20 protein-coding genes and 1 tRNA gene are annotated in these 25,087 nt (G+C 68.7%); 12 read left to right on the plus strand and 9 right to left on the minus strand.

Annotation, left to right across the window (positions count from 1 at the left end):
- Positions 1–2,571 carry a DNA ligase D gene (gene ligD, locus GDI_RS00805; protein ID WP_012222408.1) on the plus strand — a complete coding sequence of 857 codons (2,571 nt, stop codon included), beginning with the start codon at positions 1–3 and terminating at the stop codon, positions 2,569–2,571.
- A gap of 11 nt (positions 2,572–2,582) precedes the next feature.
- On the opposite strand, the gene ku is transcribed toward ligD, so the two are convergent.
- Positions 2,583–3,389 (minus strand): non-homologous end joining protein Ku, encoded by an 807-nt coding sequence (gene ku, locus GDI_RS00810; protein WP_012222409.1) that lies wholly within the window; start codon positions 3,387–3,389, stop codon positions 2,583–2,585.
- Positions 3,390–3,522: 133 nt separating this feature from the next.
- Here ku and GDI_RS00815 point away from each other — a divergent pair, with 133 nt between their 5' ends.
- Positions 3,523–3,846: a hypothetical protein gene (locus GDI_RS00815; protein WP_041249232.1), complete on the plus strand. Its 324-nt coding sequence runs from the start codon at positions 3,523–3,525 to the stop codon at positions 3,844–3,846.
- A gap of 24 nt (positions 3,847–3,870) precedes the next feature.
- Here GDI_RS00815 and GDI_RS00820 read toward each other — a convergent pair whose 3' ends face one another.
- Complete coding sequence (locus GDI_RS00820; protein WP_012222411.1) at positions 3,871–5,547, minus strand: alpha-keto acid decarboxylase family protein; 1,677 nt, start codon at positions 5,545–5,547, stop codon at positions 3,871–3,873.
- Positions 5,548–5,643: 96 nt separating this feature from the next.
- Between GDI_RS00820 and GDI_RS00825 the strand changes: the two genes are divergently transcribed.
- Positions 5,644–6,534, plus strand: a complete 891-nt coding sequence (locus GDI_RS00825; RefSeq protein WP_041249233.1) for a LysR family transcriptional regulator — start codon at positions 5,644–5,646, stop codon at positions 6,532–6,534.
- Between the two features lie 39 nt (positions 6,535–6,573).
- Here the strand turns inward: GDI_RS00825 and GDI_RS00830 are convergent, their stop codons facing one another.
- A complete protein-coding gene (locus GDI_RS00830) occupies positions 6,574–7,611 on the minus strand; it encodes an alpha-E domain-containing protein (RefSeq protein ID WP_408735205.1) in 1,038 nt (345 codons plus the stop codon).
- Positions 7,608–9,080, minus strand: coding sequence for a circularly permuted type 2 ATP-grasp protein (locus GDI_RS00835; protein ID WP_012222414.1), 1,473 nt, complete (start codon positions 9,078–9,080; stop codon positions 7,608–7,610). Before GDI_RS00835 ends, GDI_RS00830 begins: the two co-directional genes overlap by 4 nt.
- Before the next feature lie 246 nt (positions 9,081–9,326).
- Between GDI_RS00835 and GDI_RS00840 the strand changes: the two genes are divergently transcribed.
- The 4 genes from GDI_RS00840 to GDI_RS00855 all read left to right on the plus strand — a co-directional run bounded on the left by GDI_RS00840 (position 9,327) and on the right by GDI_RS00855 (position 17,529).
- Positions 9,327–12,764 (plus strand): transglutaminase family protein, encoded by a 3,438-nt coding sequence (locus GDI_RS00840; RefSeq protein ID WP_012222415.1) that lies wholly within the window; start codon positions 9,327–9,329, stop codon positions 12,762–12,764.
- Between the two features lie 116 nt (positions 12,765–12,880).
- Complete coding sequence (locus tag GDI_RS00845) at positions 12,881–13,972, plus strand: zinc-binding metallopeptidase family protein (protein WP_012222416.1); 1,092 nt, start codon at positions 12,881–12,883, stop codon at positions 13,970–13,972.
- A gap of 90 nt (positions 13,973–14,062) precedes the next feature.
- The gene (locus GDI_RS00850; protein WP_231854177.1) at positions 14,063–16,630 is read left to right on the plus strand and encodes a circularly permuted type 2 ATP-grasp protein; all 2,568 of its coding nucleotides are present in this window, start codon (positions 14,063–14,065) and stop codon (positions 16,628–16,630) included.
- Positions 16,627–17,529, plus strand: coding sequence for a transglutaminase family protein (locus tag GDI_RS00855; RefSeq protein ID WP_012222418.1), 903 nt, complete (start codon positions 16,627–16,629; stop codon positions 17,527–17,529). Before GDI_RS00850 ends, GDI_RS00855 begins: the two co-directional genes overlap by 4 nt.
- A 55-nt stretch (positions 17,530–17,584) precedes the next feature.
- On the opposite strand, the gene GDI_RS00860 is transcribed toward GDI_RS00855, so the two are convergent.
- The gene (locus tag GDI_RS00860; RefSeq protein WP_012222419.1) at positions 17,585–17,809 is read right to left on the minus strand and encodes a hypothetical protein; all 225 of its coding nucleotides are present in this window, start codon (positions 17,807–17,809) and stop codon (positions 17,585–17,587) included.
- Positions 17,810–17,893: 84 nt separating this feature from the next.
- Between GDI_RS00860 and panC the strand changes: the two genes are divergently transcribed.
- Complete coding sequence (gene panC, locus GDI_RS00865) at positions 17,894–18,817, plus strand: pantoate--beta-alanine ligase (protein ID WP_012554218.1); 924 nt, start codon at positions 17,894–17,896, stop codon at positions 18,815–18,817.
- A gap of 15 nt (positions 18,818–18,832) precedes the next feature.
- Here panC and GDI_RS00870 read toward each other — a convergent pair whose 3' ends face one another.
- The 3 genes from GDI_RS00870 to GDI_RS00880 all read right to left on the minus strand — a co-directional run bounded on the left by GDI_RS00870 (position 18,833) and on the right by GDI_RS00880 (position 20,806).
- Positions 18,833–19,024, minus strand: a complete 192-nt coding sequence (locus GDI_RS00870; protein ID WP_012222421.1) for a Trm112 family protein — start codon at positions 19,022–19,024, stop codon at positions 18,833–18,835.
- A gap of 26 nt (positions 19,025–19,050) precedes the next feature.
- Positions 19,051–19,725 carry an LON peptidase substrate-binding domain-containing protein gene (locus GDI_RS00875; protein ID WP_012222422.1) on the minus strand — a complete coding sequence of 225 codons (675 nt, stop codon included), beginning with the start codon at positions 19,723–19,725 and terminating at the stop codon, positions 19,051–19,053.
- A 64-nt stretch (positions 19,726–19,789) separates the two neighbouring features.
- Positions 19,790–20,806, minus strand: a complete 1,017-nt coding sequence (locus tag GDI_RS00880) for a thioredoxin family protein (RefSeq protein WP_012554220.1) — start codon at positions 20,804–20,806, stop codon at positions 19,790–19,792.
- A 198-nt stretch (positions 20,807–21,004) separates the two neighbouring features.
- On the opposite strand from GDI_RS00880, the gene GDI_RS00885 reads away from it, so the two are divergent.
- Positions 21,005–21,079: transfer RNA gene (locus GDI_RS00885), tRNA-Gly, on the plus strand.
- Positions 21,080–21,213: 134 nt separating this feature from the next.
- Here the strand turns inward: GDI_RS00885 and GDI_RS00890 are convergent.
- The gene (locus GDI_RS00890; protein ID WP_012222424.1) at positions 21,214–21,624 is read right to left on the minus strand and encodes a winged helix-turn-helix transcriptional regulator; all 411 of its coding nucleotides are present in this window, start codon (positions 21,622–21,624) and stop codon (positions 21,214–21,216) included.
- A gap of 100 nt (positions 21,625–21,724) precedes the next feature.
- Here GDI_RS00890 and GDI_RS00895 point away from each other — a divergent pair, with 100 nt between their 5' ends.
- The 3 genes from GDI_RS00895 to GDI_RS00905 all read left to right on the plus strand — a co-directional run bounded on the left by GDI_RS00895 (position 21,725) and on the right by GDI_RS00905 (position 24,955).
- A complete protein-coding gene (locus GDI_RS00895; RefSeq protein ID WP_012222425.1) occupies positions 21,725–22,744 on the plus strand; it encodes a zinc-binding alcohol dehydrogenase family protein in 1,020 nt (339 codons plus the stop codon).
- A 217-nt stretch (positions 22,745–22,961) separates the two neighbouring features.
- The gene (locus GDI_RS00900) at positions 22,962–23,852 is read left to right on the plus strand and encodes a LysR family transcriptional regulator (RefSeq protein ID WP_012222426.1); all 891 of its coding nucleotides are present in this window, start codon (positions 22,962–22,964) and stop codon (positions 23,850–23,852) included.
- Positions 23,853–24,115: 263 nt separating this feature from the next.
- On the plus strand, positions 24,116–24,955 hold the full coding sequence (locus tag GDI_RS00905; RefSeq protein WP_041249617.1) for a putative hydro-lyase: 840 nt from the start codon (positions 24,116–24,118) through the stop codon (positions 24,953–24,955).
- The last annotated feature ends 132 nt before the right edge of the window (positions 24,956–25,087 follow it).

Below are 25,087 nucleotides of genomic sequence, written 5' to 3' on the forward strand. Positions count from 1 at the left end.
ATGGCGCTGGACACCTATCGCAACAAGCGCGACTTCGAGGCGACGCCCGAACCCGAGGGTGCCGAGGCGGCGGAAAAGCCGGATACCGGCGCGGGCCATCTGTTCGTCATCCAGAAACATGCGGCACGCCGCCTGCATTACGACCTGCGGCTGGAAATGGATGGCGTGCTGAAGAGCTGGGCGGTGACGCGCGGCCCCAGCCTGAACCCGGGCGACAAGCGCCTGGCCGTGCAGGTCGAGGACCACCCGCTGGATTACGGCACGTTCGAGGGCACGATCCCGAAGGGGCAGTATGGCGGCGGCACGGTCATGCTCTGGGACAAGGGCACGTGGACGCCGCTGCACGATCCGGTCCGGGGCCTCGCCAAGGGGCATCTCGATTTCGAACTGCGGGGCGAAAAGCTTCACGGACGCTGGAACCTGGTGCGGATGGACGGACACCGCGAGGGAACGCATGAGAACTGGCTGCTGATCAAGGCCGCCGATTCCGATGCACGGTCGAAGAACGATGCCGATATCCTCGAAGAGCGGCCGGAATCCGTAAAGACCGGCCGTGCGATGGACGACATCGCGGCCGGTGCGCCAGGGAAGGACAAGGTCGGGAAGGCGGCGGCCCAAAAAGCCGTGACGAAGAAAGCCGCGATACCGAAGGACGCGCCGCAGGCGGACGCGGCCGCGACAGGCGCCGCACCCTGCGCGGGGGCGAAGCCCGGCCCGTTGCCATCCTTCGTCGAGCCCGAACTGGCCACGCTGGTGCGCGCGGCCCCCACCGGCCCGCAATGGCTGCACGAGGTCAAGTTCGACGGCTACCGCCTGCTGGCGCGGATCGAAGCCGGACGGGTCGTGCTGCTGACCCGCACGGGCCTGGACTGGACCGCCCGGTTCGGCGACCAGATCAGTGCCGCGCTGGCGTCCCTGCCGGTGCGGGCAGCGCTGATCGACGGCGAACTGGTGGTGGAAACCGCAGGCGGGACCTCGGATTTTTCCGCTCTCCAGGCCGATCTCAGCGCCGGCCGCACCGACCGCTTCATCTTCTACGTCTTCGATCTGTTGCATCTGGACGGCTACGACCTGCGCGACGCGACGCTGGAGGCGCGCAAGGGCGCGCTGCACGACCTGGTGCCGGACGATGCGGCGCGGCTGCGCTTCAGCGGCCATTTCGACGAGGCCGGGGGGCAGGTGCTGCGCCATGCCTGCCGCCTGGGCCTGGAGGGAATCGTCTCCAAGCAGCGGGACGCGCCCTACCGGTCGGGACGGGGCCGGGACTGGGTGAAATCGAAATGCGTGGCGCGGCAGGAATTCGTGATCGGCGGCTATGTGCCCTCGACCGCCAACCGGGGGGCGGTCGGCTCGCTGGTCCTCGGGGTCCAGGAAAACGGCAGGCTGGTCCATGTCGGCCGGGTCGGGACCGGCTTCACCGCCGCGACGGCGGCGGACCTGTTCCGGCGCCTGCAACCGCTTGATGTCCCCGACAGTCCTTTCGCCGCTGCCCTGACGGCCCGCGAGCGAAAGGGGGTGCGCTATGTCCGCCCCGATTGCGTGGCGGAAGTGGAATTCCGCGCCTGGACCGCCGACGGCCATCTGCGCCACGCGGCGTTCCTGGGCCAGCGCGAGGACAAGCCGGCGGCCGACATCGTCCGCGAGGTCGAAGCGCCCGACCCCGTATCCTCCGGCCCTTCATCCAAACCGGTCAAACCGGTTTCCCCGGAACCCGCGCCTGCCCGCCCGGCCCGCACCCTGACCCATCCCGACCGGTCCTACTGGCCGGATGCCGGCGTGACCAAGCAGGACCTGGCCGATTATTACGCCGCGATCTGGCCGCGAATGGCGCCCTTCATCACCGACCGCGCGCTGGCGCTGCTGCGCTGCCCCAACGGCATCGCGGGGCCGCGCTTCTTCCAGAAGAATTTATGGAAGGGCGCCGGCGGCCACCTGGTGCCGTTGCAGGACCCGGAGGGCGAGGCCGGCACGCCGCTGATCGGCCTGCACGACCGCGACGGGCTGATCGACCTGGTGCAGGCCGCCGCGCTGGAAATCCATCCCTGGGGCGCGTCCGTCCAGGCGTGGTCCCAGCCCGACATGATCGTGATGGACCTCGATCCCGGCGACGGCGTGCCCTGGTCCATGGTGATCGAGGCGGCGCGGGAAATCCGCGCGCGGCTGGAACGGTCCGGCCTCGCGTCCTTCGTCAAGACGACCGGCGGCAAGGGGCTGCATGTCGTGGCGCCGCTGAAACCCGGGGCCGACTGGGCGGTGGTCAAGGCCTTCACCCGGTCCATGGCCCAGGCGATGGTGTCGGACAGTCCGCAGCGTTATGTCGCCACCATCACCAAATCCAGGCGCCAGGGCCGTATCCTGGTCGATTACCTGCGCAACCAGCGCGGCGCGACGGCCGTCGCGCCCTATTCCCCCCGCGCCCGTCCCGGCGCGCCGGTCGCGATGCCGCTGGCCTGGAACGAACTGGGGCCGGATATCGGACCCGCGCACTTCACCATCGGGACGATCGGCGCCCGATTGGCGGTCGCGGACCCATGGGCGGAGATCCGTGACGCGGCCCGGCCGCTCCGTTAAGGGCCGCTCCGTCAGGAGGTTCCATCCTGCGCCAGGCTGGCCCGCAACGCATCCAGGATACTGACCACATTGCCGGTCTTCGGTTTCGCGGCCTCGCGGGCCGGCGCCCGCTTCCGGCCCTTCTGCCTGGCCGCGATGATGTCCAGCAGCCGTTCCTGCACCGGGTCGCGGACCATCTCCGGGTCCCAGGGCTGCGTCTGCCGGTCGATCAATGCCGTCAGCAGCTTCATTTCCGGGCTGTCGGCGGACTCGGCCTCGGACGCCGGCCGGGTCCGTGCGGCGGGGTGGCCGCCATTGCGGACCGCGTTTCCGTCATGCAGGGTCCACAGCACGATCCCCTTGCCGCGCGGTTCCAGCAGCACCGCGCGTTCGCGCCGGTACAGCACCAGGCGCGCGATGCCGACCATCCCGGCCGCCTCCATCGCGGCCCGGATGACGGCGAAGGCCTCCACGCCGATGGTATCGTCCGGCATCAGGAAATGCGGCGCGTCATACCAGACCCAGCCGATGCTGCCCGCCGGCACGAAACTTTCGATGTCGATCGTACGAGTGCTGTCCAGGGCGACGGATTCCAGCTCCTCGTCCTCCAGCAGCACATAATGGTCGTCGTCGCGCGGATAGCCCAGCACCTGCTCATCGTCCGCCACGGGCGCGCCGCTCTGCGCATCGACATAGCGGCTGACGACGCGGTGGCCAGTCCGCCGGTTGATGGTGTGGAAACGAACCGTCTCGCTGCCGGTCGTCGCCGGCATCATGGTCACGGGACAGGTGACCAGCGAGACCTTCAGATAGCCCGTCCAGGATGGTCTGTCCGCCATGGCGACGCGCCCGTTATGCCTTTATGCCGGCCGAACGCCCCGCCCGCGCCGGCGGTTCCCCCGCGCGGGCCGTGCAACTCCCGTATCATCCGGTCGTTCCAGGCGAAGCACGCCTGCGCCCGGGGGGACCGTCATGAAAAGCGCCGTTCGACTGGCCGCGATCGTCTGCTGCGCGGCGCTGGCCGGCCCGGGCCTCTCGCTGGCCCAGGGCACCCAGCCGCCCAGGATACCGCCCGCGGCCAATCCCCACGCCGCCGTCCCGCCCGAACGCATGGGCAGCACGCATTCCATGCTCTGCGCCAGCGAAATGACGCCGACGCAATGCGTCCATCCCGAAAAGCCCGGACCGCCCCCCGAACATGCGGCCCCGCCCGGCGCGACCCCGCCATCCAGCGAGGTGCCGAAAAAGCCGAGCCGTCCGCCCTCGGCACCCCCGCCGGTCACCGCGCCGCCCTGACGGGCCGGCGGGGCGGCCCGCCGGTCAGCCCGCGCGCGGCGGGCGGGCGTTGGCGGCGGCCACGCGCTTGCCCCACGTGACCAGCTCCTGCGTGCAGTCGTCGCGGTCCAGCGTGCATTCGATCAGCGTCGGGCCGTTGCGGTTGGCGCGCGCCTGCTCGATGGCGGCGGCCAGTTCCCCCCCGGTGCGGGCGCGCAGGCCCAGCCCGTTGCCCTCGCCGGCGTTGAAGACCTCCATCAGGCCCGCATAATCCCAGTTCTTGACGTTGTTGTACGGGCCGTCATGAATCATGACTTCGATCGTGTAGCCATGATTGTTGATCAGGAAGATGATCACCGGCAGGTCGTGGCGGATCATCTGCGCGACTTCCTGCGCCGTCAGCTGGAACGACCCGTCGCCCACCATCAGTACATGCTGCCGCTCGGGGGCGGCCAGGGCATTGCCGAACGCGGCGGGAACCGACCAGCCGATATGCCCCCACTGCATTTCCAGTTCCACCCGCGCGCCGTGCGGCAGCTTCATGCGCACGGCGTTGAACCAGGAATCGCCGGTTTCGGCGGTCAGGGTGGTCCGTGGCGTCAGCAGGGCGCCGATCTGGCGGGCCATTTCGGCATTGTTCAGCGGCGCGGTCGGGGCTGCGGCTGGCGTCTGCGGCGTCACGTAGGCGCCGCCCCGGGCGGTGGCGTCGCGCCGCACGGTATGCGCGGCCAGCCGGGTCAGGAAGTCGCGCATGTCGATGCCCGCATAGGCAACGCCGCCCACCGTGACCGCGTGGCGTTCCACCAGCATCACATTGTCGCCCTTGGGCCAGGCCGACCAGCCGACGGTCGCGTAGTCGTTGAAGACCGGCGCCAGGCAGATCACGCCGTCCGCGCCTTCGACCGCCTGCTGCGCGCCCGGGCTGCTGACCTCGCCCCAGTAATGGCCGCGATAGCCGGGATGGTCTTCGGGGAAGAAGCTCTTGGCGGCGGCCATGGTGGTGACGGCGCAGCCCAGCGCGTCGGCCAGGGCCACGGCCTGGGCCTGCGCGCCCGCCGCGCGGATGCGGCTGCCGACCAGCATCGTCACGCTGCCGCGCTGTTCGATGAAGGCAAGCGCCGCATCCACCGCCGCCTTCAGGCTGGCCTCGTCCGGGGCCGGCGGGCTCAGCAGCGCGTCGATCCCGCCCGGACGCACGCAGGGCGCCCCCGCGACGTTGCAGGCGATTTCCAGATAGGCGGGCTTCTTCTCGCGCAGGGCGGTGCGGATCACGTGGTCGATCTTGGCGGGCGCGTCCTCGGCCGCCACGATGGATTCGGCGGCGCAGGTGATATGCCGCGCCATCTCAAGCTGATAGCCGTAATCGGTGGTGCCCAGCGTGTGATGCAGGATGTGACCGGTCCCGTGGTCGTTCGCGTTCGGTGCGCCGGAAATCAGGATCACGGGCAGGTTTTCGGCATAGGCGCCGCCCAGCGCGTTGAAGGCCGACAGGGCGCCGACGCTGAAGGTCACGATCGCGGCGGCGGCCCCGTTGGCGCGGGCATAGCCCTCGGCGCTGAACCCGCAATTCAGCTCGTTGCTGCAATAGATCTGCTGCATGTCGGTGTTGAGCAGAAGCTGGTCCAGCAGCACCAGGTTGTAGTCGCCGGCCACCGCGAAATGGTGCTTCAGCCCGATCTGGGCCAGCCGATCCGCGAGATAGCGTCCAACGGTATAGGTCATCACATGGCTCCTTGCATCGTCCGGCCATGGTGATCCTGCCTTATGCCAACGTCAAATATATGGTATGTGTCGATTCCATATACAGGATATATGGATATGGACCTGCGTCATCTGCGCTATTTCGTGGCGGTCGCCGAACGGGGCGGCTTCACCCGCGCGGCCGAAAGCCTGCACATGGAGCAGCCGCCGCTCAGCCAGCAGATCCGCCAGCTTGAACAGGAACTGGGCGTGACGCTGTTCGAGCGTCTGAGCCGCGGCGTCCGCCTGACCGAGGCCGGGGCCTGCCTGATCGACCAGGCGCGGACCATCCTGGCGATGGACGCGCAGTTCCGCACCGATGCCGGCGGCATCGCGCGGGGCGAGCAGGGGCGGCTGCGCATCGGCCTGGCGGGGGCGGTGTCCCTGCTGCCACTGATCCCGCAGGCGATCCGGCTGTTTCGCGACCGCTGGCCCGGCATCGTCCTGACGATGGAGGACAGCAACACCCCCGCGCTGATCGACGCCCTGCGCCAGCGCCGGCTGGACATCGCGATCATCCGCCCCCCGGTCGTCGAGCCCGACATCGCAACGACGCCCCTGCTGGACGAACCGACGGTGATCGCCCTGCCCAGCGGCCACCCGGCGGGAGAGGAGGAGGAGATCGACCTGGCACGCATCGCGGGCGAACCGCTGATCATCTTCGACCGCGCCCTGGGCCCGGGCTTCTACGACGCGATCCTGTCGGCCTGCCAGGCGGCGGGCTTCACGCCCGCGTTCGGCCAGGGGGCGCCGCAGATCGCCTCCACCGTGCCGCTGGTGGCCGCCGGGCTGGGGGTGTCGATCGTGCCGGACTGCCTGCGCCAGATCCACGCCGGCGGCGTCACCTACCACGCCATTCGCGGCACCGCGCCGCTGGCCTCGCTGGCCATCGCGACGCTGGCGGGCGCATCGGGGCCGCTGGTGCCGCGCTTTGTCGAGACGCTGCGGGAGCGGGTGGTTCTTTTTTGAAAAAAAGAGCCAAAAAACTTCTGATTTGTTCAGGTCTTTTCAGGACTGACCCTGGCTCTGATCCTGCTCGGGCGGGGCTTCGGGCATCGTGGGCGGCCAGAAGGCCTGGGCGATCTCGCCCTGCACCAGGCGCAGTTCGCGCTGCACCCAGTCCAGGAATTCGTGCAGGCCGCGCAGGATGATGTCCTGCACCGTCTGTTCGGCCAGGGTCGCGCGCAGTTCCTCGATCCGCTCGGCGGCGGCGTAGCCGTTCTTCAGCCCGTAATCGGTGCGCAGGTGCCCCACCGCCCAGTGCAACTGGCGCAGGCTGGTCGACAGCGCGCGCGGGAAGCCGTCATTCTTCAGCAGGAAGCCCACGACGCGGCCGGGCGTGATCTCGCCCGACGCGGTGCGGCGGAAGGCGTGATAGGCGGCGGCGGCACGCAGCACGGCGGACCACTGGCCGATATCGACCTCCGACCCCACGCCGGTCCCGCTGGGCAGCAGCGTGTGGTACTTGATGTCGATCAGCCGGGTGATCTGGTCGCTGCGTTCCAGCGTGCGGCCCATCAGGTAGAACAGCCACGCCTGGTCGCGATAGAACGTGCCCTCGGTAATGCCGTGATGGGTCTGGCAATCCTGCTTCAGCCGGGCGCACAGGCCGGACAGGTTCGACGACCGGATATCGCTGGGCCCCAGCGCGCGGATCGAATTGGTGAAGATGTTGAGCTGCGTCCACATCTCGGTCGAAATCAGCGGCCGCAGCGCGCGGGCGTTCTCGCGCGCCGCATGGGCGATCGAGGCGATGGAGTTCGGATTCTCGCGGTCCGTGACGTAGAAATCGACGACATTCTGCTCGGACGCCGTGTCGTGCCGTGCGAAGAACCGCTCCTCGTCCGCGTTGATCTGCACGATCGACAGCCAGCCGGTGGCGGTGCTGCGCGTGCGCACGAACGTCTCGGTCACGTCGATCAGCCGGGCCAGGTTCTCGATCCGCTCCATGTACCGCGCCAGCCAGATCGTGCATTCGGCATAGCGCGACAGCAGGTTGGGCATCGCAACGCCCCCGGGCGGAAGATCGACGACGATATGGCTCATGATGCCAGCACCCATGTATCCTTCGACCCCCCGCCCTGCGAGGAGTTGACGACCAGCGATCCCTTGCGCAGCGCCACGCGCGACAGCCCCCCCGGCAGCACCCAGGTCGATCGCCCCGTCACGGCGAAGGGCCGCAGGTCGACATGCCGCGCCTCGATCCCGGCCTCGCACAGGGTGGGGCAGACCGACAGGTCGATGACCGGCTGGCTGATGTAGTTGGCCGGATCGGCCAGCAGCTTGGCGCGGAATTCCTCCAGCTCGGTCTTCGTCGCGTGCGGGCCGATGATCAGGCCGTACCCGCCGGATTCCCCCACCGGCTTGACCACCAGCCGCTCCAGGTTGGCCAGCGTGTAGGCCAGGCCCTCGGCCTCGGCGCAGATATGCGTCTCGACATTCGACAGGATCGGCTCTTCCGACAGGTAATAGCGGATGATGCGCGGCATGTAGGCGTACACCGCCTTGTCGTCCGCCACCCCGGTGCCGATCGCGTTGGCGATGGTCACGTTGCCCCGGCGATAGGCGTCCACCAGGCCGGGCACGCCCAGCATGCTGTCGGGGTTGAAGACCCGCGGGTCCAGGAAATCGTCGTTCAGGCGCCGGTAGATCGAATGCACCGGACGCAGGCCGGCGACCGTGCGCATGAACACGCGCCCGCCCTCGACCACCAGGTCGCGGCCCTCGACCAGCGGCACGCCCATCTCGCGCGCCAGGAACACATGCTCGAAATAGGCGGAATTGTAGATCCCGGGCGACAGCAGCACGACCTCGGGGTCCGCCACGCCCTGGGGGGCGACCTCGGCCAGCGCGTGGCGCAGGCGCGGCCCGTACTCGTCCACCGGCATCAGGTCCAGCCCGGCGGCCAGGTCGGGCATGACGCGCAGCATCATGTGCCGGCTCTCGATGACGTAGGACACGCCGGACGGCGTGCGCGCATTGTCCTCCAGCACCAGGAAGGTGCCGTTGCCGTCGCGGACCAGGTCGGTGCCGTTGATATGGACATAGACCCCGCCCGGCACGTCCAGCCCTTCCATCTCGGGCCGGTAGTTGGCGTTGCCCAGCACCAGGTCGGCCGGGATGATCCCGTCCCTGAGGATGCGGCGTTCGTGATAGATGTCCCACAGGAAATGGTTCAGCGCCGTGACCCGCTGCTGCACGCCGCGATTGACATGGTCCCACTCGGCGGCGGTCAGCACGCGCGGGATCAGGTCGAAGGGCAGGATGCGGTCGATCGCGTCGCGGTCGGTATAGACGGTGAAGGTGATGCCCAGGTTGTACAGTCCGGCCTCGGCCGCGCGGGCCCTCTGCCGCAGTTCCGTCAGGCCGAACTGCGACAGCCGCTCGCGCACCAGGGCCAGGCTGTCGGGCGGGGCGTCCCTGCGGTTCATCAGTTCGCAGAAGAAATCCGGCTTGTCATAGGACACGAACAGGCCCGGCCCCTGCGGGGCATTGTGCTCCGTCAGGTCGGTCATTGTCCCGTTTTCCCCCCTGCGCGGCAGGAGATCAGGCGCGAAGGAATCATTTTCACCACCTGCTGGTCCGTTTCCGTTACAGCCAAGCAAGAAATCGCCCCGCCGCCAAGACACAATCCGTATACTCTTCCAGCCACGATGATTTCATGGCGGGCCCGGCCGAATTACGGTGTTTCCCTCTGGTCGCGGACGGGAAAGCTGGCTAGCGTTCCCGGGCGGAATTTCCATTTACCTCAAGGTCGATGCATGACCCTGCATGTCGCGCTGACACATCGCACACGGTACCGCTACGACCGCCCGGTCTCGCTCGGTCCGCAGACGATCCGGCTTCGTCCCGCCCCGCATGCCCGCACGCCCATCGTGTCGTACGCCCTGCGGATCGAACCCAAACCCCATTTCATCAACTGGATGCAGGACCCGTCGGGCAATTACCAGGCCCGGATCGTCTTTCCCGAACGCGTCACGCATTTCGATGTCGCGGTAGATCTGGTGGCCGACATGGCCACAATCAATCCGTTCGACTTCTTTCTGGAGCCCGAGGCCGAGCACTGGCCCTTCGCCTACGACCCCGTCCTGGCGGGCGAACTGGCGCCGTACCGCGTCCGCGAAACCCCGGGCCCGCTGCTGCAGGCCCTGCTGGACGGGCTGGACCGGACCGAACAGCGCACGGTGGACATGCTGGTCGCGCTGAACCAGCAGATCCAGCACCGCATCGCCTATGTGGTGCGCATGGAACCGGGCGTCTGGACGCCCGAGGAAACACTGGCACGCGGGCAGGGCTCGTGCCGCGACAGCGCATGGCTGCTGGTGCAGATCCTGCGGCACCTGGGCTTCGCCGCGCGTTTCGTGTCCGGCTACCTGATCCAGCTCGTCGCGGACCAGAAGCCCGTGACCGGGCCCGAGGGCCCGACCGAGGATTTCACCGACCTGCACGCCTGGGCCGAAATCTACCTGCCCGGCGCGGGCTGGGTCGGGCTGGACGCGACATCGGGCCTGCTGACGGGCGAGGGGCACATTCCCCTGGCCGCGACGCCCGAACCGGCCTCGGCCGCCGCGATTTCCGGACTGGTCGAACCGTGCGAGACCGAATTCGATTTTTCCATGGCGGTGACGCGGGTGCTGGAAACCCCGCGCACCACCCGCCCGTACGACGATACGCAATGGCAGGCGATCCTGGAGGCCGGACGCGCGGTGGACGCCATGCTGGCGGCGGGCCATGTCGGCCTGACCATGGGGGGCGAGCCCACCTTCATCGCCGCCGCCGACATGGACGCGCCGGAATGGAACATCGACGCGCTGGGCCCGACCAAGCGCGCCTATGCCGGCCGCCTGCTGCGGCGCCTGCTGCCGCTGTGGTCGAAGGGGGCGGCGATCCAGCACGTGCTGGGCAAGCATTATCCCGGCGAGCAACTGCCGCGCTGGGCGCTGCTGTGCCACTGGCGGCGGGATGGCGAGCCGGTGTGGACCGACCCGGAACTGCTGGCCTCGGACGACGACACCGACACCGCGACCGAGCGTGACGCCGCCGCCTTCTGCGCCGCGCTGGCCGAACGGCTGCAGGTCGATCCCGACCTGGTCAGCCCGGCCTACGAGGATATCCATTACTATCTGTGGCGCGAGCACCGCCTGCCGGCCAACGTGGTGGTCGAGGACGCGAAGCTGCGCGATCCGCTGGAGCGCGAACGCCTGGCGCGGGTCTATGGCCACGGGCTGAACGTGCCGGTGGGCAGCGTGCTGCCGCTGCGGGTGGTGGTGCGCGACGGGGTGCGCCGCTGGCAGTCCGGCCGCTGGTTCTTCCGTGGCGACCTGATGTTCCTGGTCCCGGGCGATGCCCCGCTGGGCTTCCGCCTGCCGTTGCAGAGCCTGCTGTGGGCCAGCGACGCCAGCATCGACCACGACGTGGAACGCGACCCGTTCGCGCCCGTGGCCCCGCTGCCGCCCCATCCGGCGCTGGCGCGGCGGACGGGCCCCGCCCTGGACGGCATCGCCCCCGAATGGACCCGCCAGGGCGTTCCCGGCCGCGACCACGGCAGCATTCCGGGCGGCGCGGCCGGCGAGGGGCCGGCCCTGTCCGACCTGCCGGCCCTGCCGCCCTATCCCGGCGGGGGGCTGGGCCGCATGTCGCTGGACCGGGCGATGGCCGATCACCTGGTCGCCGTGGGGCAGGAGGAACCGGAACTGGTCCGCACCGCCCTGGCGGTCGAGGCAAGGGGCGGCATCCTGCATGTGTTCTTCCCGCCGCTCTACGCGGCCGAGGACTGGCTGGACCTGTGCGCGGCGGTCGAGGATACGGCCCGCGCCTTCGGCCGCAAGGTGGTGCTGGAAGGCTACCAGCCGCCACGCGACTCCGGGCTGCTGAATTTCTCGATCACGCCCGACCCGGGGGTGATCGAGGTCAACATCCACCCCGCCGCAAGCTGGGACGAACACGTCACCCGCAGCGATCAACTGTACGACCAGGCGCGGCAGGTCGGGCTGATCGCCGAGAAATTCATGGTCGACGGGCGCCATGTCGGCACCGGCGGCGGCAACCACGTGGTGATGGGCGCGGCCCGCGCGGCCGACAGCCCGTTCCTGCGCCGGCCGGACCTGCTGAAATCGCTGCTGGGCTTCTGGCACAACCACCCGTCGCTGTCCTATCTGTTCAGCGGCCTGTTCATCGGCCCGTCCTCGCAGCACCCGCGGGTGGACGAGGCCCGGGACGACAGCATTGCGGAACTGGAAATCGCCTTCGCCCAGGTGCGGCCCGGCCAGCACACGCCCCCCTGGCTGACGGACCGGCTGTTCCGCAACCTGCTGGCGGACATCACCGGCAACACCCACCGCACCGAATTCTGCATCGACAAGCTCTACGCCCCCGAAAGCGCGTCCGGCCGGCTGGGGCTGGTGGAATACCGCGCCTTCGAAATGCCGCCGCACCCCCAGATGGCGGCGGCGCAGATGCTGCTGATGCGCGCCGCGGTCGCCGCGTTCTGGAACCGGCCCTATGACCGCCGCCTGGTGCGCTGGGGCACGCGCCTGCATGACGATTTCATGCTGCCGTACTACGTCCGCCAGGATTTCGAGGACGCGATCGCCGAACTGCGCACCCTGGGCGCGCCGCTCGATCCCGCGTGGTTCGCCCCCCACCTGGCCTTCCGCTTCCCCGAAATCGGCGCGATCTCGCTGCTGGGCATGACGGTCGAACTGCGCCATGCGCTGGAACCCTGGCACACCCTGGCCGAGGAACCGGGCTCGGGCGGCACCGTCCGCTATGTCGACAGCTCCGCCGAACGGGTGCAGGTCCAGGTTACGGGCTGGGTGGACGAACGCTACGTCCTGGCCTGCAACGGCGTGGGCGTTCCCCTGACCCGGACGGAACGGCAGGGCGAATATGTCGGCGGCGTGCGCTTCAAGGCGTGGAATCCCCCCAGCGCCCTGCATCCCACCGTGGGCGTGCAGTCGCCGCTGGTCTTCGACGTCTACGATAGCTGGACGGGGCGCAGCCTGGGCGGCCTGACCTATCATGTCGCCCATCCGGGCGGCCGCAATTACGAAACCCGCCCGGTGAACGCGAACGAGGCCGAGGCCCGGCGCCGCACGCGCTTCTTCCCCTTCGGCCACACGGTGGGGGCGATGGCGGCGCCGGCGCTCCGGCGCTCGCTGGAACAGCCGCGCACGCTGGACCTGCGCCGCTTTCCCTGACCGTTCCCGCTGACCGTTCTCTCTGCGGCGCGGCTCGACCGGGGCCGCAGGGGGAACGGCGGCCGTGCCGCAGGCGTTAGTCCGGACTGTGAAACAACGTCCCGGAGGCCCCCGCCGTGAAGCTGTTCGCCTGCCAGTCCTGCGACCAGACCCTCTTCTTCGAGAACACGATGTGCGAACGCTGCCATCATGTCCTCGGCTATCTGGCGGATTGCGACGACCTCAGCGCCCTGGAACCGGCCGAGGATGCGGACGCGGACCAGGATACGGCCACGCGCCTGTGGCGCCCCCTGGCGGCCGGCGCGGCCGGCGGGCTCTACCGGTTCTGCGTCAATGCCGAACACGGCGTGTGCAACTGGCTGGTGCCCGATGGCGGCGACGCCTTCTGCATCGCCTGCCGCCATAACCGGGTGATCCCCGACCTGTCGATCGAGGGCAACGGCGAACGCTGGCGCCGCCTGGAAACGGCCAAGCACCGGCTGATCTACACGCTGCTGCGCCTGAACCTGCCGGTGAAGACCCGCCAGGAGGACCCGCAGGGCGGCCTGGCCTTCGATTTCCTGGAGGACGCGCCGGACGGGACCCACGCGATGACGGGCCATCAGGACGGCGTCGTCACCATCGCGGTGCGCGAGGCCGACGATGCCGCGCGCGAGACGATGCGCGTGGAAATGGGCGAGCATTACCGCACCCTGCTGGGCCATTTCCGGCACGAGGTCGGGCATTATTACTGGAACGTCCTGGTGCGCGACGGCGGACGGCTGGAAGAATGCCGGGCGGTGTTCGGCGACGACACCGCCGATTACCAGGCGGCGCTGCGGCACCATTACGACTCCGGGCCGCCCCCGGGCTGGCAGGATCTTTACGTCAGCGAATACGCCACCACCCACCCGTGGGAGGATTTCGCCGAGACCTGGGCGCACTACCTGCACATCGTCGCCACGCTGGAAACGGCGCGGGCCTACGGCCTGTCGGTCGACGTGCGGGTGTCCCACGATCCCTCGCTGCAGACCGACATCGGCTTCGACCCCTATGAAGTCGATTCCTTCGCGCCGATCGCGCGGGCGTGGCTGCCCCTGACCTATGCCGTCAACAGCCTGAACCGCTCGATGGGCCAGGGGGATTTCTATCCCTTCGTCCTGCCGCCCGCGGTGCTGGAAAAACTGGCCTTCATCCACGCCCTGGTCCACGGCGCCCGCACCGCCTGAATCGCGCGTCCCACCGGGGCGGCCGCGCCCGGCCGGCGCAAAGCCGTTTACTGTTGACCGTCCTTCGCCCATACATCCTGCATCATGGACATGGCGCAGATCCCTGTGGACGAGATGGTGGACGGCCGTGGCGGCGTCCGGCCCCATTGGCGCGGCCTGCTCAGCATGATCAGCGACCTCGGCCATCGCGAACTGCTCGAACGGGGCAGGCTGATGGCGCGCGCCCTGCACGACCAGACGGGGGCCGCCACCGCCGGCCACCCCGGCGGCTGCGACCCGATCCCGCTGCTGCTGACGGCGCAGGAATTCGCCGGCCTGGCCGATGGCCTGGTCCAGCGCGCCGGCCTGCTGGAGGCGGTGCTGCGCGACCTGTACGGCCCGCGCACCCTGCTGGCCGACGGGGTGCTGCCGCCGTCTCTGGTCTATCCCGCGCCGGGCTTCCTGCGCATGGGGCAGGGGCATGGTCCCGGCGCGCACCCCGGCACGCATCCCGGGGGGCGTGCCGCACCCTTCATGACCTTCTATTCGGCGGACCTGATCCGCGGGCCGGACGGGGCCTGGCGCGTGGTGGCCGACCGGGTGGCGCGCGCCAACGGGGTCGGCCAGGCGCTGGAAAACCGGCGGCAGATGATCCGCATGCTGCCCGAACTGTTTTCGGGGCGTCAGGTCCGGTCCCTGTCCCCGTTCTTCGACGCATGGCAGGACAGCCTGCAACGGCTGGCGGACCTGCCGGACCGTAATCCCGGCCTGGTGCTGCTGACCCCCCGCCCGCGCGGCATGCTGTGGGCGGAACACGTCATCCTGGCGCGCGAACTGGGCTGCGCACTGGCCGAAGCCGGCGACCTGGCGGTGCGCGACGGCGCCCTGTGGCTGAAGACCGTGCGCGGCCTGCGGCGGGTGGACGTGCTGCTGCTGCGCCAGGATGGCTGGACGGTCGATCCGCTGGAACTGGAAGGCGGCTCCACGCCTGGAATCGCGGGCCTGCTGGACGCGGCGCGCGGCGGGGCGGTCCATCTGGTCAACCACCCCGCCGCAGGCGTGGTCGAGGCCCCGGGCCTGGCCGCGTTCCTGCCGTCCCTGGCCCGGACCCTGCTGGGCCAGGACCTGAAGCTGGCGGATGTACGGACGGTCTGGCCGGCGGCGCCCGGCGGCGTCGACAGCCTGCTGTCCGGCGACCGGTCGGCCTGGTGGCTGCGCGACGCGACCGACCCGATGGCGCCGATCCGCCGCCTGGACCGCGCGGGAGGCGACATGATCGCCGCCCTGCGCGACCGGCCGGACCGCTTCGTGGCGGTCAAGGCCGTGGCGCCGTCGCTCGCGCCCTCGGTCCAGCCGGGCGGGATCGAACCCGCGTCGATCGTCCTGCGGCTGTTCGCCCTGTTTGACGGGACGGACTGGCAGGTCGTGCCGGGCGGGCTGGCCCGCCTGCTGCCCGACGCCGAGACCCCGCCGGGCAGTCCGATGCACCGCCCCCGCGACGGCCACGTCGTCACCAAGGATGTCTGGGTCATGGTCGAGGACACGGCCGACCTGGTCGGTACCGCCGCCATCCGCACCCCCATCCTGGCCATCCGGCGGGGGCAGGGCGACCTGCCCAGCCGCGCCGCCGACGATTTCTTCTGGCTGGGCCGCTACCTGGAGCAACTGGAGGACGCCGGCCGCGTACTGCGTGTGGTGACCCGCCGCGTCGGCCGGGTCGACGGGTCGCCCCGCGACCGCGCGGAACTGGAAACCGTGCTGCACCTCGCCCGCCGCGTCGGCCTGCTGCAGGGCGACGTCACGGTGGGGGCCGGGTTCGCGACCCTGGTGCGCGCGCTGTCGGCGGTCACGTTCGATTCCGGCCTGCTGCAGCGCCTGCTGTCCGAAATCGCGCGGGTCGCCGGCGGCCTGCGCGACCGCCTGACGGCCGAAACCTTCGACACCATCATCGAGGGGACCGACACCCTGCGCATCCAGATGCAGGACGCGCGCGTGCCCGGCGACCCGGGCCGCACGCTGGAACGGATCGGCCGCGTCACCGACAGCCTGCTGCGCTATGGCGCGACGATATCCGGGCTGACGGCGGAAAACATGGTCCGCAGCGGCGGGCGCCAGTTCCTCGACCTGGGGCGCCGGGTGGAACGGGCTGGCGCGATCCTGACCTCGGTCGCGCTGGTCCTGCGGCAGAAGGACGTCGACCAGCGGGGCCGGATGGAGGGCGCGCTGCGGCTGATGCTGGAACTCAGCGATTGCGCCATCACCTATCGCTCGCGCTATTTCGCGGTGCTGCAGCCCGCCCCGGTGCTGGACCTGCTGCTGCTGGACGAGGGCAATCCCCGCGGCGTCGCCTGCCAGATGGCGATGATCACCGAGTCCCTGGCCGACCTGGAAGGGGGCGGCGGGGACGCTGGCGGCGCGGACGGGGGCCTGGCCGGAACGGCGCGGGCGGTCATGGACCGGCTGCGCGCCCTGGTCGCGGACATGCTGGCATCCCCGCAGCAGGACGTCGCGGCGGCGGCGCTGCCCGACCGGATTCAGGATATCCATGATACGCTGCGCAGCCTGGGCCGGCAGATCGCCCGGCGCTATTTCGTCGTGCTGCCCCCCCCGCGCGCGGTGGGCGGCCTGCGCGGCGCGGACCGTTCCGGCGCGATGGACGGGACGATGGACGAATCATGATCTACCGCGTCCGCCACCTGACCCGCTACGCCTATGGCAGCCCGGTCGACCTCGCCGCCCACATCGTGCATGTCACGCCGCGCGACCTGCCGGGGCAGGTGGTGTGCTGGACCCGGCTGGACGTCACGCCGGCCCCGGCCCGGCGGGTGGACGGCCTGGATTACTTCGGCAACCGCATCGCCTGGCTGTATCACGAGGCCCCGCACCGCACGTTCGACGTCCTGGCGGATTCCGAAGTCGACGTCTCCTTCGCCCCGCCGCCGCCGGACGGCGCGACCCCGGCATGGGAGGACCTGGTCGCCATCGCCCGTGGCGGCGGCGATCCGGTTTGGGACGTGGCCGAATTCCTGTTCGACAGCCCGATGTGCGCGGCCAACCGCGCGGCGGGGGATTACGCGGCCCTGTCGTTCACGCCCGGCCGGCCGGTCCTGGCGGCGCTGCTGGAGCTCAACCGGCGGATCTATACCGAATTCCGCTTTCGCGCCGGTGTCACCACCCTCTCGACCCCGATCGAACAGACCCTCACCCGGCGCGAGGGTGTCTGCCAGGACTTCACCCACCTGATGGTCAGCGCCCTGCGCTGGATCGGCGTGCCGGCCCGCTACATGTCCGGCTATATCCGCACGCGCCCCCCGCCGGGCCAGAAGCGGCGGCTGGGCGCCGACCAGTCCCATGCCTGGGTCGCGGCCTGGCTGGGGCCGGACCATGGCTGGGTCGGGCTGGACCCGACGAACGGAATCGTGGTGCGGGACGAACATGTCGTCCTGGGCTGGGGGCGCGACTATGCCGACATCAGCCCGGTGCACGGGCTGATCCTGGGGGGCGGCAACGACGTGCTGACGGTGGGCGTGGACCTGGTTCCGGCCGACGAATGGCCGGATGACCTGGCCGGCGGCTGACGGGGCTTCGCCCCACGTCCCGCCACAGGCCGGGGGCCTTGGGAAACCGATTCGGTCAGGGGCTGGATTTCTGCAGGCCGGACTCGAAGCCCATGCTCTGCCAGACTTCCTTCTGGGTCATCGGGTGTTTCTTCCTGCCCCCGCCGCCGCAGGCAGCGACCGACAGAAGCAGGGCAGCCAAGCCTAAAAGCCGAATAGTCTGGAACAACGATGCCTCCCGCCTGGACAGGCGGCGTTCATAGCAGGAAATCCGCCCCGCGCGGAAGATCCGGCGTCCCATACGGGGCAGGGGCTTTCCTTGCCGGGGAAACGGGCCGATATAACCGGTCGTAACCCGTCAGGTCACAGGAAGCGGCAGGACAGAATGCTGAAGACCCTTACGCCGGAACCGATGCGCATCCTCCATACCGTCGCCGACCTGCGGCACGTCGTGCGCGCCTGGAAGCAGGACGGGCTGACGGTCGGGCTGGTGCCCACGATGGGCGCGCTGCATGACGGGCACCTCAGCCTGGTGCGGGCGGCCCAGCAGGAAATGGACCGGGTGATCGTCTCGATCTTCGTCAACCCCACGCAATTCGACAATCCGGCCGACCTGGACAGCTACCCCCAGACCCTGGACGAGGATTCGCGCCTGCTGGCCGACGCCGGCACGCATATCCTCTACGCCCCCACGGTGGCCGAGATGTATCCGCCCGGCTTTTCGACCACGATCTCGGTGGCCGGCGTATCCGAAGGGCTGTGCGGCGCCCACCGTCCCGGCCATTTCGACGGGGTGGCCACGGTGGTGTGCAAGCTGTTCCTGCAAAGCCAGGCCGACGCCGCCTTTTTCGGCGAGAAGGATTTCCAGCAGGTCCATGTCGTGCGCCGCATGGCCGCCGACCTCGACATCCCGATCCGCCTGGTGGCCTGCCCGACCCGGCGCGAGGATGACGGGCTGGCCATGTCGTCGCGCAATCGCCGCCTGACCGCCCCCGGCGAACGCGATCGCGCCCGCGCCCTGCCGCGGGCCCTGGGCGACGCCGCGCGGGACATCGCCGCCGGCCGTCCCGTGGGACCGGTGCTGGCGGCGACGCGGACGCGCCTGCTGGATGCCGGCTTCGCCGAAATCGAGTATCTGGAATTGCGGCGCGATTCCGACCTGGCCCCCATGGCGCAGCGCGACGACCAGCCGGCGCGCCTGCTGGTGGCCGGCCGGCTGGGCACGGTCCGCCTGATCGACAACGTGCCGGTAGCTGGGGAAGAAGAGCCGGGCCCGGCCCGGGCCGGCAAGGGGTTGGGGACCCCTTGACCCCAATTCGTCTTCCTACACGTCCAGCGGGCGGGCTTCGTCCGGCAGCATGATGGGAATCCCGTCGCGGATCGGGAAGGCCAGGCCGGCCTGGCGGCTGATCAGCTCGCCGGCCTCGCGGTCATAGATCAGCGGCCCCTTGGTGACGGGGCAGACCAGGACGGACAGCAGGCGGGGGTCCAGGGGGGCTTGGGCGGTTTCGGTCATCGGATCGGTCCTCTCTCCTGCCATCCTTACGACGGCGGGTGGTCAGATGCACCCTCCTCGGGCTCATGTCCAGCCAGGTCCAGCAGGGTCTGCAACGTTCGGGCCCTGTCGTTCAGCGACCCGGATTCCAGCAGCGCCTGCTTTTCGGCCGCCGGGAAGGGGCAGATCATCGGCAGGGTGATCAGCAGGGCTTCGTCGTCCATCTGCTCGATCACGCTCCAGCGGGCGCCGAAGCCCCGCCGGCGGCAATAGCGGCGCAGCGCCGTGATCATGCGGGGCCGGTCATAGAACGGGTCCTCGCCATCGGTCAGGTCGCTGGCGAAGGATGACGCGTCGATCCGCGCCCGGCGGTATCCCCGATGCAGCCCGGTTTCGCGCAACAGCCGGAATCGCACCATTCCCAGCAGCGTCACGGCATAGGTGCCGTCCGACCGCTCGGTCATCGACGTGATGCGCCCGGCGCACCCGATATCGTACAGGGCGGGCAGCGGCGCCGGCTGCATCTCGTCGCCGTCATCCTCGTCCATCGCATCGCGGCGGGGCTGGATCATGCCGATCAGGCGCGACCCGGCCATCGCGTCCTCGACCAGGGCGATATAGCGCGGTTCGAAGATATTCAGCGGCAGCTTGGCCCGGGGCAGCAGCACCGTATCGCGCAGCGGGAACAATCCCAGTTCGGGCGGCAGGTCCGCCAGCGTCATGTCGTGCGGGCGCGGCACGGCGCGCGGAATATCGTCGCCGCTCAATGCCGTGCCGCCCCCCGCATCATGAAAACAGCAGCGCGGACATACGCCGCCGGGCCTGCAGGGTCGCCGGGTCGTCATGGCCCCAGGACTCGAACAGCCGGATCAATTGCAGCCGCGCCGCATCGTCGTTCCAGGCACGGTCCTGGCGCATGATGGTCAGCAGTTCGTCGGCGGCTTCCTGCCGGTGGCCGGCCGCGTTCAGGGCGGCGGCCAGTTCGTAGCGGGCCTCGTGGTCCGCCGGATTCGCGGCCAGCCGCCGGCGCAGCCCTTCGGATGCCTCGGCGGCCTTGCGGCCCTCGCGCTTCAGGTCCAGCGCGGCGCGGGCGCCGGTGATCTCGGCATGGTCGGCAATCCTGGCCGGCACGTCGGCCAGTGCGGCCTCGGCGGCGTCCTCGTCCCCCATCACGATCAGCGCCCGCACCAGGCCGCCCCAGGCGGCGGCGTTTTCGGGTTCGATCTCCAGGGTCTGGGCATACAGGCCGGCCGCTTCCTCGGCGCTGCCGGCCTCCAGCGCCGCGCGGGCCGCGACGATCAGGTCCGCCGCCGGCATGCTGCCGCCGCCCGCGGCCTTCAGCAGTCCTTCGACGAAGCGCTTGATCTCGCTTTCCGGCTGCGCGCCCTGGAACAGGTCCAGGATCTGCCCCTGCCAGAAGGCGGCCACCAGCGGGATGGACTGCAGCGGCAGCCCGACCTGGGTCAGTTGCTGGGCCAGGGCCCGGTTGGCGTCGACATCGATCTTGACCAGCTTCACGCGGCCGCCGGCCGACCGGACGATCTTTTCCAGCACCGGGGTCAACTGGCGGCACGGCCCGCACCAGGTGGCCCAGAAATCGACCAGGACCGGCAGGGTACGGCTGGCCTCCAGGACATCCTGCATGAAGGTGTCCTGGGTGCCGTCGACGATCATCGCACCATTCCCGCCGGGCCCGGCCGGCGCTCCGGCCATCCCCGACGGCGCGGCGGGAACGCCTGCCTCGTCCACCAGGCCGCCGGTAGCGCGCTGGCCGCCGCGGGACTGACCGATGATGTAATCCATAGAACCCGATCCTGCCTGTTTGTCTTGTTCCAGCCGCCGACCCGCGGCCCGGCGCCGTATGAAACCAAGACCTAACATTGTCATCCCCCGCCTGTCCCACAAGCCGCAGCACCCCCCACGCGCAAAAAACGCAAAAGATGAATTTCCCCCCTTGTCAGGCAGTTCGCTTTCCCTTACACCCCCCTCCACCGACACGGTGCGGGCGTAGCTCAGGGGTAGAGCACAACCTTGCCAAGGTTGGGGTCGTGGGTTCGAATCCCATCGCCCGCTCCAGATTTTCTATGGAAAGTCAGTCGGTTACGGGAAGCCGCCGCAAGGCGGCTTTCGTCGTATTGGGGCCTGGCCGACACCAGGCCGGCACGCTCCCGCGCGCACAGCCCCTCATTTTCTGCGTGCGGATCATCTGCTCAGGAACGGCACGCGGGCCAGCTATCCGGTGGTCCTGCCCCTGTCCCGCCAGTGGCACGATCTGCCGAAGCAGGATCGAAGCTGGTATGCGCATCGCCCCAGCTTTTCAGCGCCATGATGACGGGCTCAAGGCTCCGGCCGCGCTCGGTGAGGGTGTATTCCACCTTGGGCGGTACTTCGGCGTAGACCGTCCGTAGAACGAACCCATCGTGCTCCAGTTCGCGTAATTGCGCTGTCAGCATGCGCGGCGTGACGTTCGGCAAACGCTTTCGGATGGCGTTGAAGCGCATGGTTCCCTGCAGAAGATGGAAAAGGATGACTCCTTTCCACTTCCCGTCGATCAGTTCGAGCGTCGCTTCCACGGCGCAGCCGGGGCTGCAGTCGAGGCGCCTGTGACGAATGCGGGGCATGACGGTATCATTTCCGATACTATGAGCATTATATGTGCGTTCTTGCGTATGCCGAACATAACGCTCCATCTTCCCTCCATTCAACGATGGAGCGAAACCCATGCGTGCCGTTGGTTATCAATCCCCCCTTCCGATCGACGATCCCGATGCGTTGCAGGACATCGAACTCCCCGAACCCGTGCCGACCGGACATGACCTCCTGGTCGAGGTCCGGGCTGTTTCGGTCAATCCCGTCGACACCAAGGTGCGACGGAGTGCCGCACCCGAACCGGGCCAATGGCGCGTGCTGGGCTGGGACGCGGCAGGCGTCGTCACAGCGACGGGGCCGGACGTCCGTGACTTCACGGCAGGGGATGAAGTCTTCTATGCCGGATCTCTGCACCGATCGGGCACGAATGCCCAGTTCCATCTGGTCGACGAGCGGATCGTGGGCCACAAGCCGAAATCGCTGGACTGGGCGCAGGCCGCGGCACTTCCGCTGACCGCGATCACGGCGTGGGAGATGTTGTTCGACCGGCTCGATATCCGGCGGCCGGTCCCCGGCACCGTCCCGTCCCTGCTGATCGTGGGCGGCGCGGGTGGCGTCGGCTCGATGGCGATCCAGCTTGCCCGCGCGCTGACGGACCTGACAATCATCGCCACGGCGTCGCGCCCCGAGACGCAGGAGTGGGTCCGCAGCCTGGGCGCGCATCATGTGATCGACCATCGGAACGCCCTCGCCGGACAGGTGGCTAACCTGCCGACCGGCGCGCCCGGCTTCGTCTTCTCCACGACCCAGACGGACCAGCACTTCGCCGACATCGTGGAGTTGCTGGCGCCACAGGGCCACCTGGGACTGATCGACGATCCGGAAGAACTCAGCGCGTTGCCGCTCAAGCGCAAAAGCCTGTCGCTGCATTGGGAACTGATGTTCACCCGTCCGATGTTCGAAACAGCCGACATGGCCGAACAAGGCAAATTGCTGAACGAGATCGCGTCACTCGTGGACAGCGGGCGCATCCGCACGACGCTGGGCGAGAATTTCGGTCCGATCAACGCGGACAATTTGCGCCGCGCGCACGCCCTGATCGAGAGCGGGCGGGCGAAGGGGAAAATCGTTCTCACCGGCTTCGGTCAATAAGCAGGGTTATCACACACGGTGCGACGAAATCCGGCCTGTGCCGCGCTGCTGTCTCCCTGAGTGGAATAAATATTGATAATGGGTTTTTACATATAAAATCCGGACTTCTTGCGAATAGTCCTGTGGCCACGGGCGGCTGTGCGGAGGGAGGCTTATCTTTGGCGTGCCGACCGGTCCCTGTGATATAAACGCGCCTTATAGGCAGGGATCGGGTGCGATGGACTTGAAGAGTCTGGAGGCCGTGCTGTGGATCGACAGGCTGGGCGGCTTCAAGGCGGCGGCCGAGGCGCTGCGCATGACGCAGCCCGCGATCTCGATCCGGGTGTCGCAGCTGGAGGCCATGCTGGAGACGCGGATCTTCCATCGCTCCGGCAAGCGTGTCTTGCCCACGCCCGTCGGCGTGACGCTGATCCACTACGCCGAGCGCATCCTGCAGCTGCGGGACGAGGCACTTCTGACCATCAAGGGCCATAACGAGGAAAACGGTATCCTGCGCCTCGGGACCGTGGAAACGACCGCGCATACCTGGCTGGCGCAACTGCTCTGCCGCATCGACGAGAAATACCCCAATATCACGGTCGATCTCGATATCGGCATTTCCGACGATATCCAGCGCAAGGTCGCGAAGGGCATGCTGGATGTCGGCCTGTTCATGGGGCCGGTCAATTCTCCGATGATGATCGAGACGCCGGTCTGCAGCTTCGAGGTCGCGCTGCTGGCGCATCGCACGGTCGTGGGCCAGCGCGGCGGGCGCACGGATCTGGGCAGCCTGCCCGCGCTTCCGATCATGACCTTCTCACGCAATACCGTTCCGCATTCGATGCTGCACCGCCTGCTGGGCAGGGAAGGGGGCAGCCACCATCGCGTTCATGCCATGAGTTCGGTACCGACGATCGTCAGCATGCTCCTCAGCGGCGCGGGACTGGCCCTGTTGCCGCCGGATGTCGTGCGCGAACATCTGGATTCGGGTGCATTGTGCAGACTCGATGTCGGGCAGGCGCTGCCGCCTCTCAATTGCGTCGCCGGCCGGCTGATGAAGCACAGCTCGGGCCTGGTGGAGGATGTCGTCGCCATGGCGCGGAACGTGGCGCAAAGCGCAGGGGCCTGACGCAGGTGACGCTCCGGCGACGGCCGAAGCCGCGCATGACACAAGAACCGGGAATGACACGGGAAATCGAGCGGTATCGTGGCGGACGATACGAAGAAATACCGCTATAAAATATCCTTATACGCGAACATATACATTACTCATTTGCAATTTTCGGCACCGGGCAGATAGTCGTTTCTGTGTGGATACGGATCGGCACGCGATACGCGGCGTTGCGTGTCGCAGGGATGGCCCGCTCCGATGTCACGAAAGGGATGCGAATCATGGTCGATTCCGATTCGGCGAGATTGCCCTATTTCAATGCCTCTCCTGCCGAAGTCCGCCGGCTTTGCCGGGCGGGCGAGAGCGGTCCGGTGACCGCCGGCATGGCCGCGGGATATATCCAGGCCAATATTGTCATGCTGCCCGCCAGCCTCGCGGATGCATTCCATGAATTCTGCCTCAGGAACCCCAAGCCGTGTCCGCTGGTCGGCATGTCGCGTCCGGGGGACTACCGGCTTCCGTCGCTGGGTGCGGACCTGGACCTCCGGACCGACCTGCCGCTTTATCGCGTATGGCGCGACGGCAACATGGTGGCCGAAACCGGTGATATCCGGGACCAGTGGCGCGACGATCTGGTCACGTTCGCGCTCGGCTGTTCCTTCTCGTTCGAGAACGCCCTGACGGCCTGTGACGTGCCCATGCGGCACCTGCAGCTCGGCCGCGGCGTGCCGGTCTATCGGACGAATATCGCCTGCACGCCGGTCGGCCCGTTCGCGGGGCCGGTGGTCGTGTCCATGCGGCCGTTCCGGTCGCATCACGCCATTCGGGCCGTGCAGATCAGTTCGCTGATCCCGCTGGCCCATGGTGCGCCGATACAGATCGGCTTTCCGGAAGAAATCGGCATTGCCGACATCGACAGCCCCGATTACGGCGACCCTACGGAAGTGGCTGACGATGAACTTCCGGTCTTCTGGGCCTGCGGGGTCACGCCGCAGGCGGTTCTGGCCGCCAGCAAGCCGGAATTCGCCATCACCCACGCGCCGGGCGCGATGCTGGTCACGGACATGCCCATAGAAGGCTACGAGGACCTGGTGGCGAGCCATCGGGGCAGGATTATCTGATCGGCCATTCGCCAGGTGTCCGGCGGGCGTGCGCGGCCCGGTATCGTTCCCGCTTCCATATCGTTTCGCACATAAAATAAGATCGGGGGCGTATTTCCGCGCCCCCGCCGGGGGTGGGCTACAGGAGAAGGA

The sequence above is a fragment of the Gluconacetobacter diazotrophicus PA1 5 genome (genome assembly GCF_000067045.1).
In the GTDB taxonomy this organism is placed as follows: domain Bacteria; phylum Pseudomonadota; class Alphaproteobacteria; order Acetobacterales; family Acetobacteraceae; genus Gluconacetobacter; species Gluconacetobacter diazotrophicus.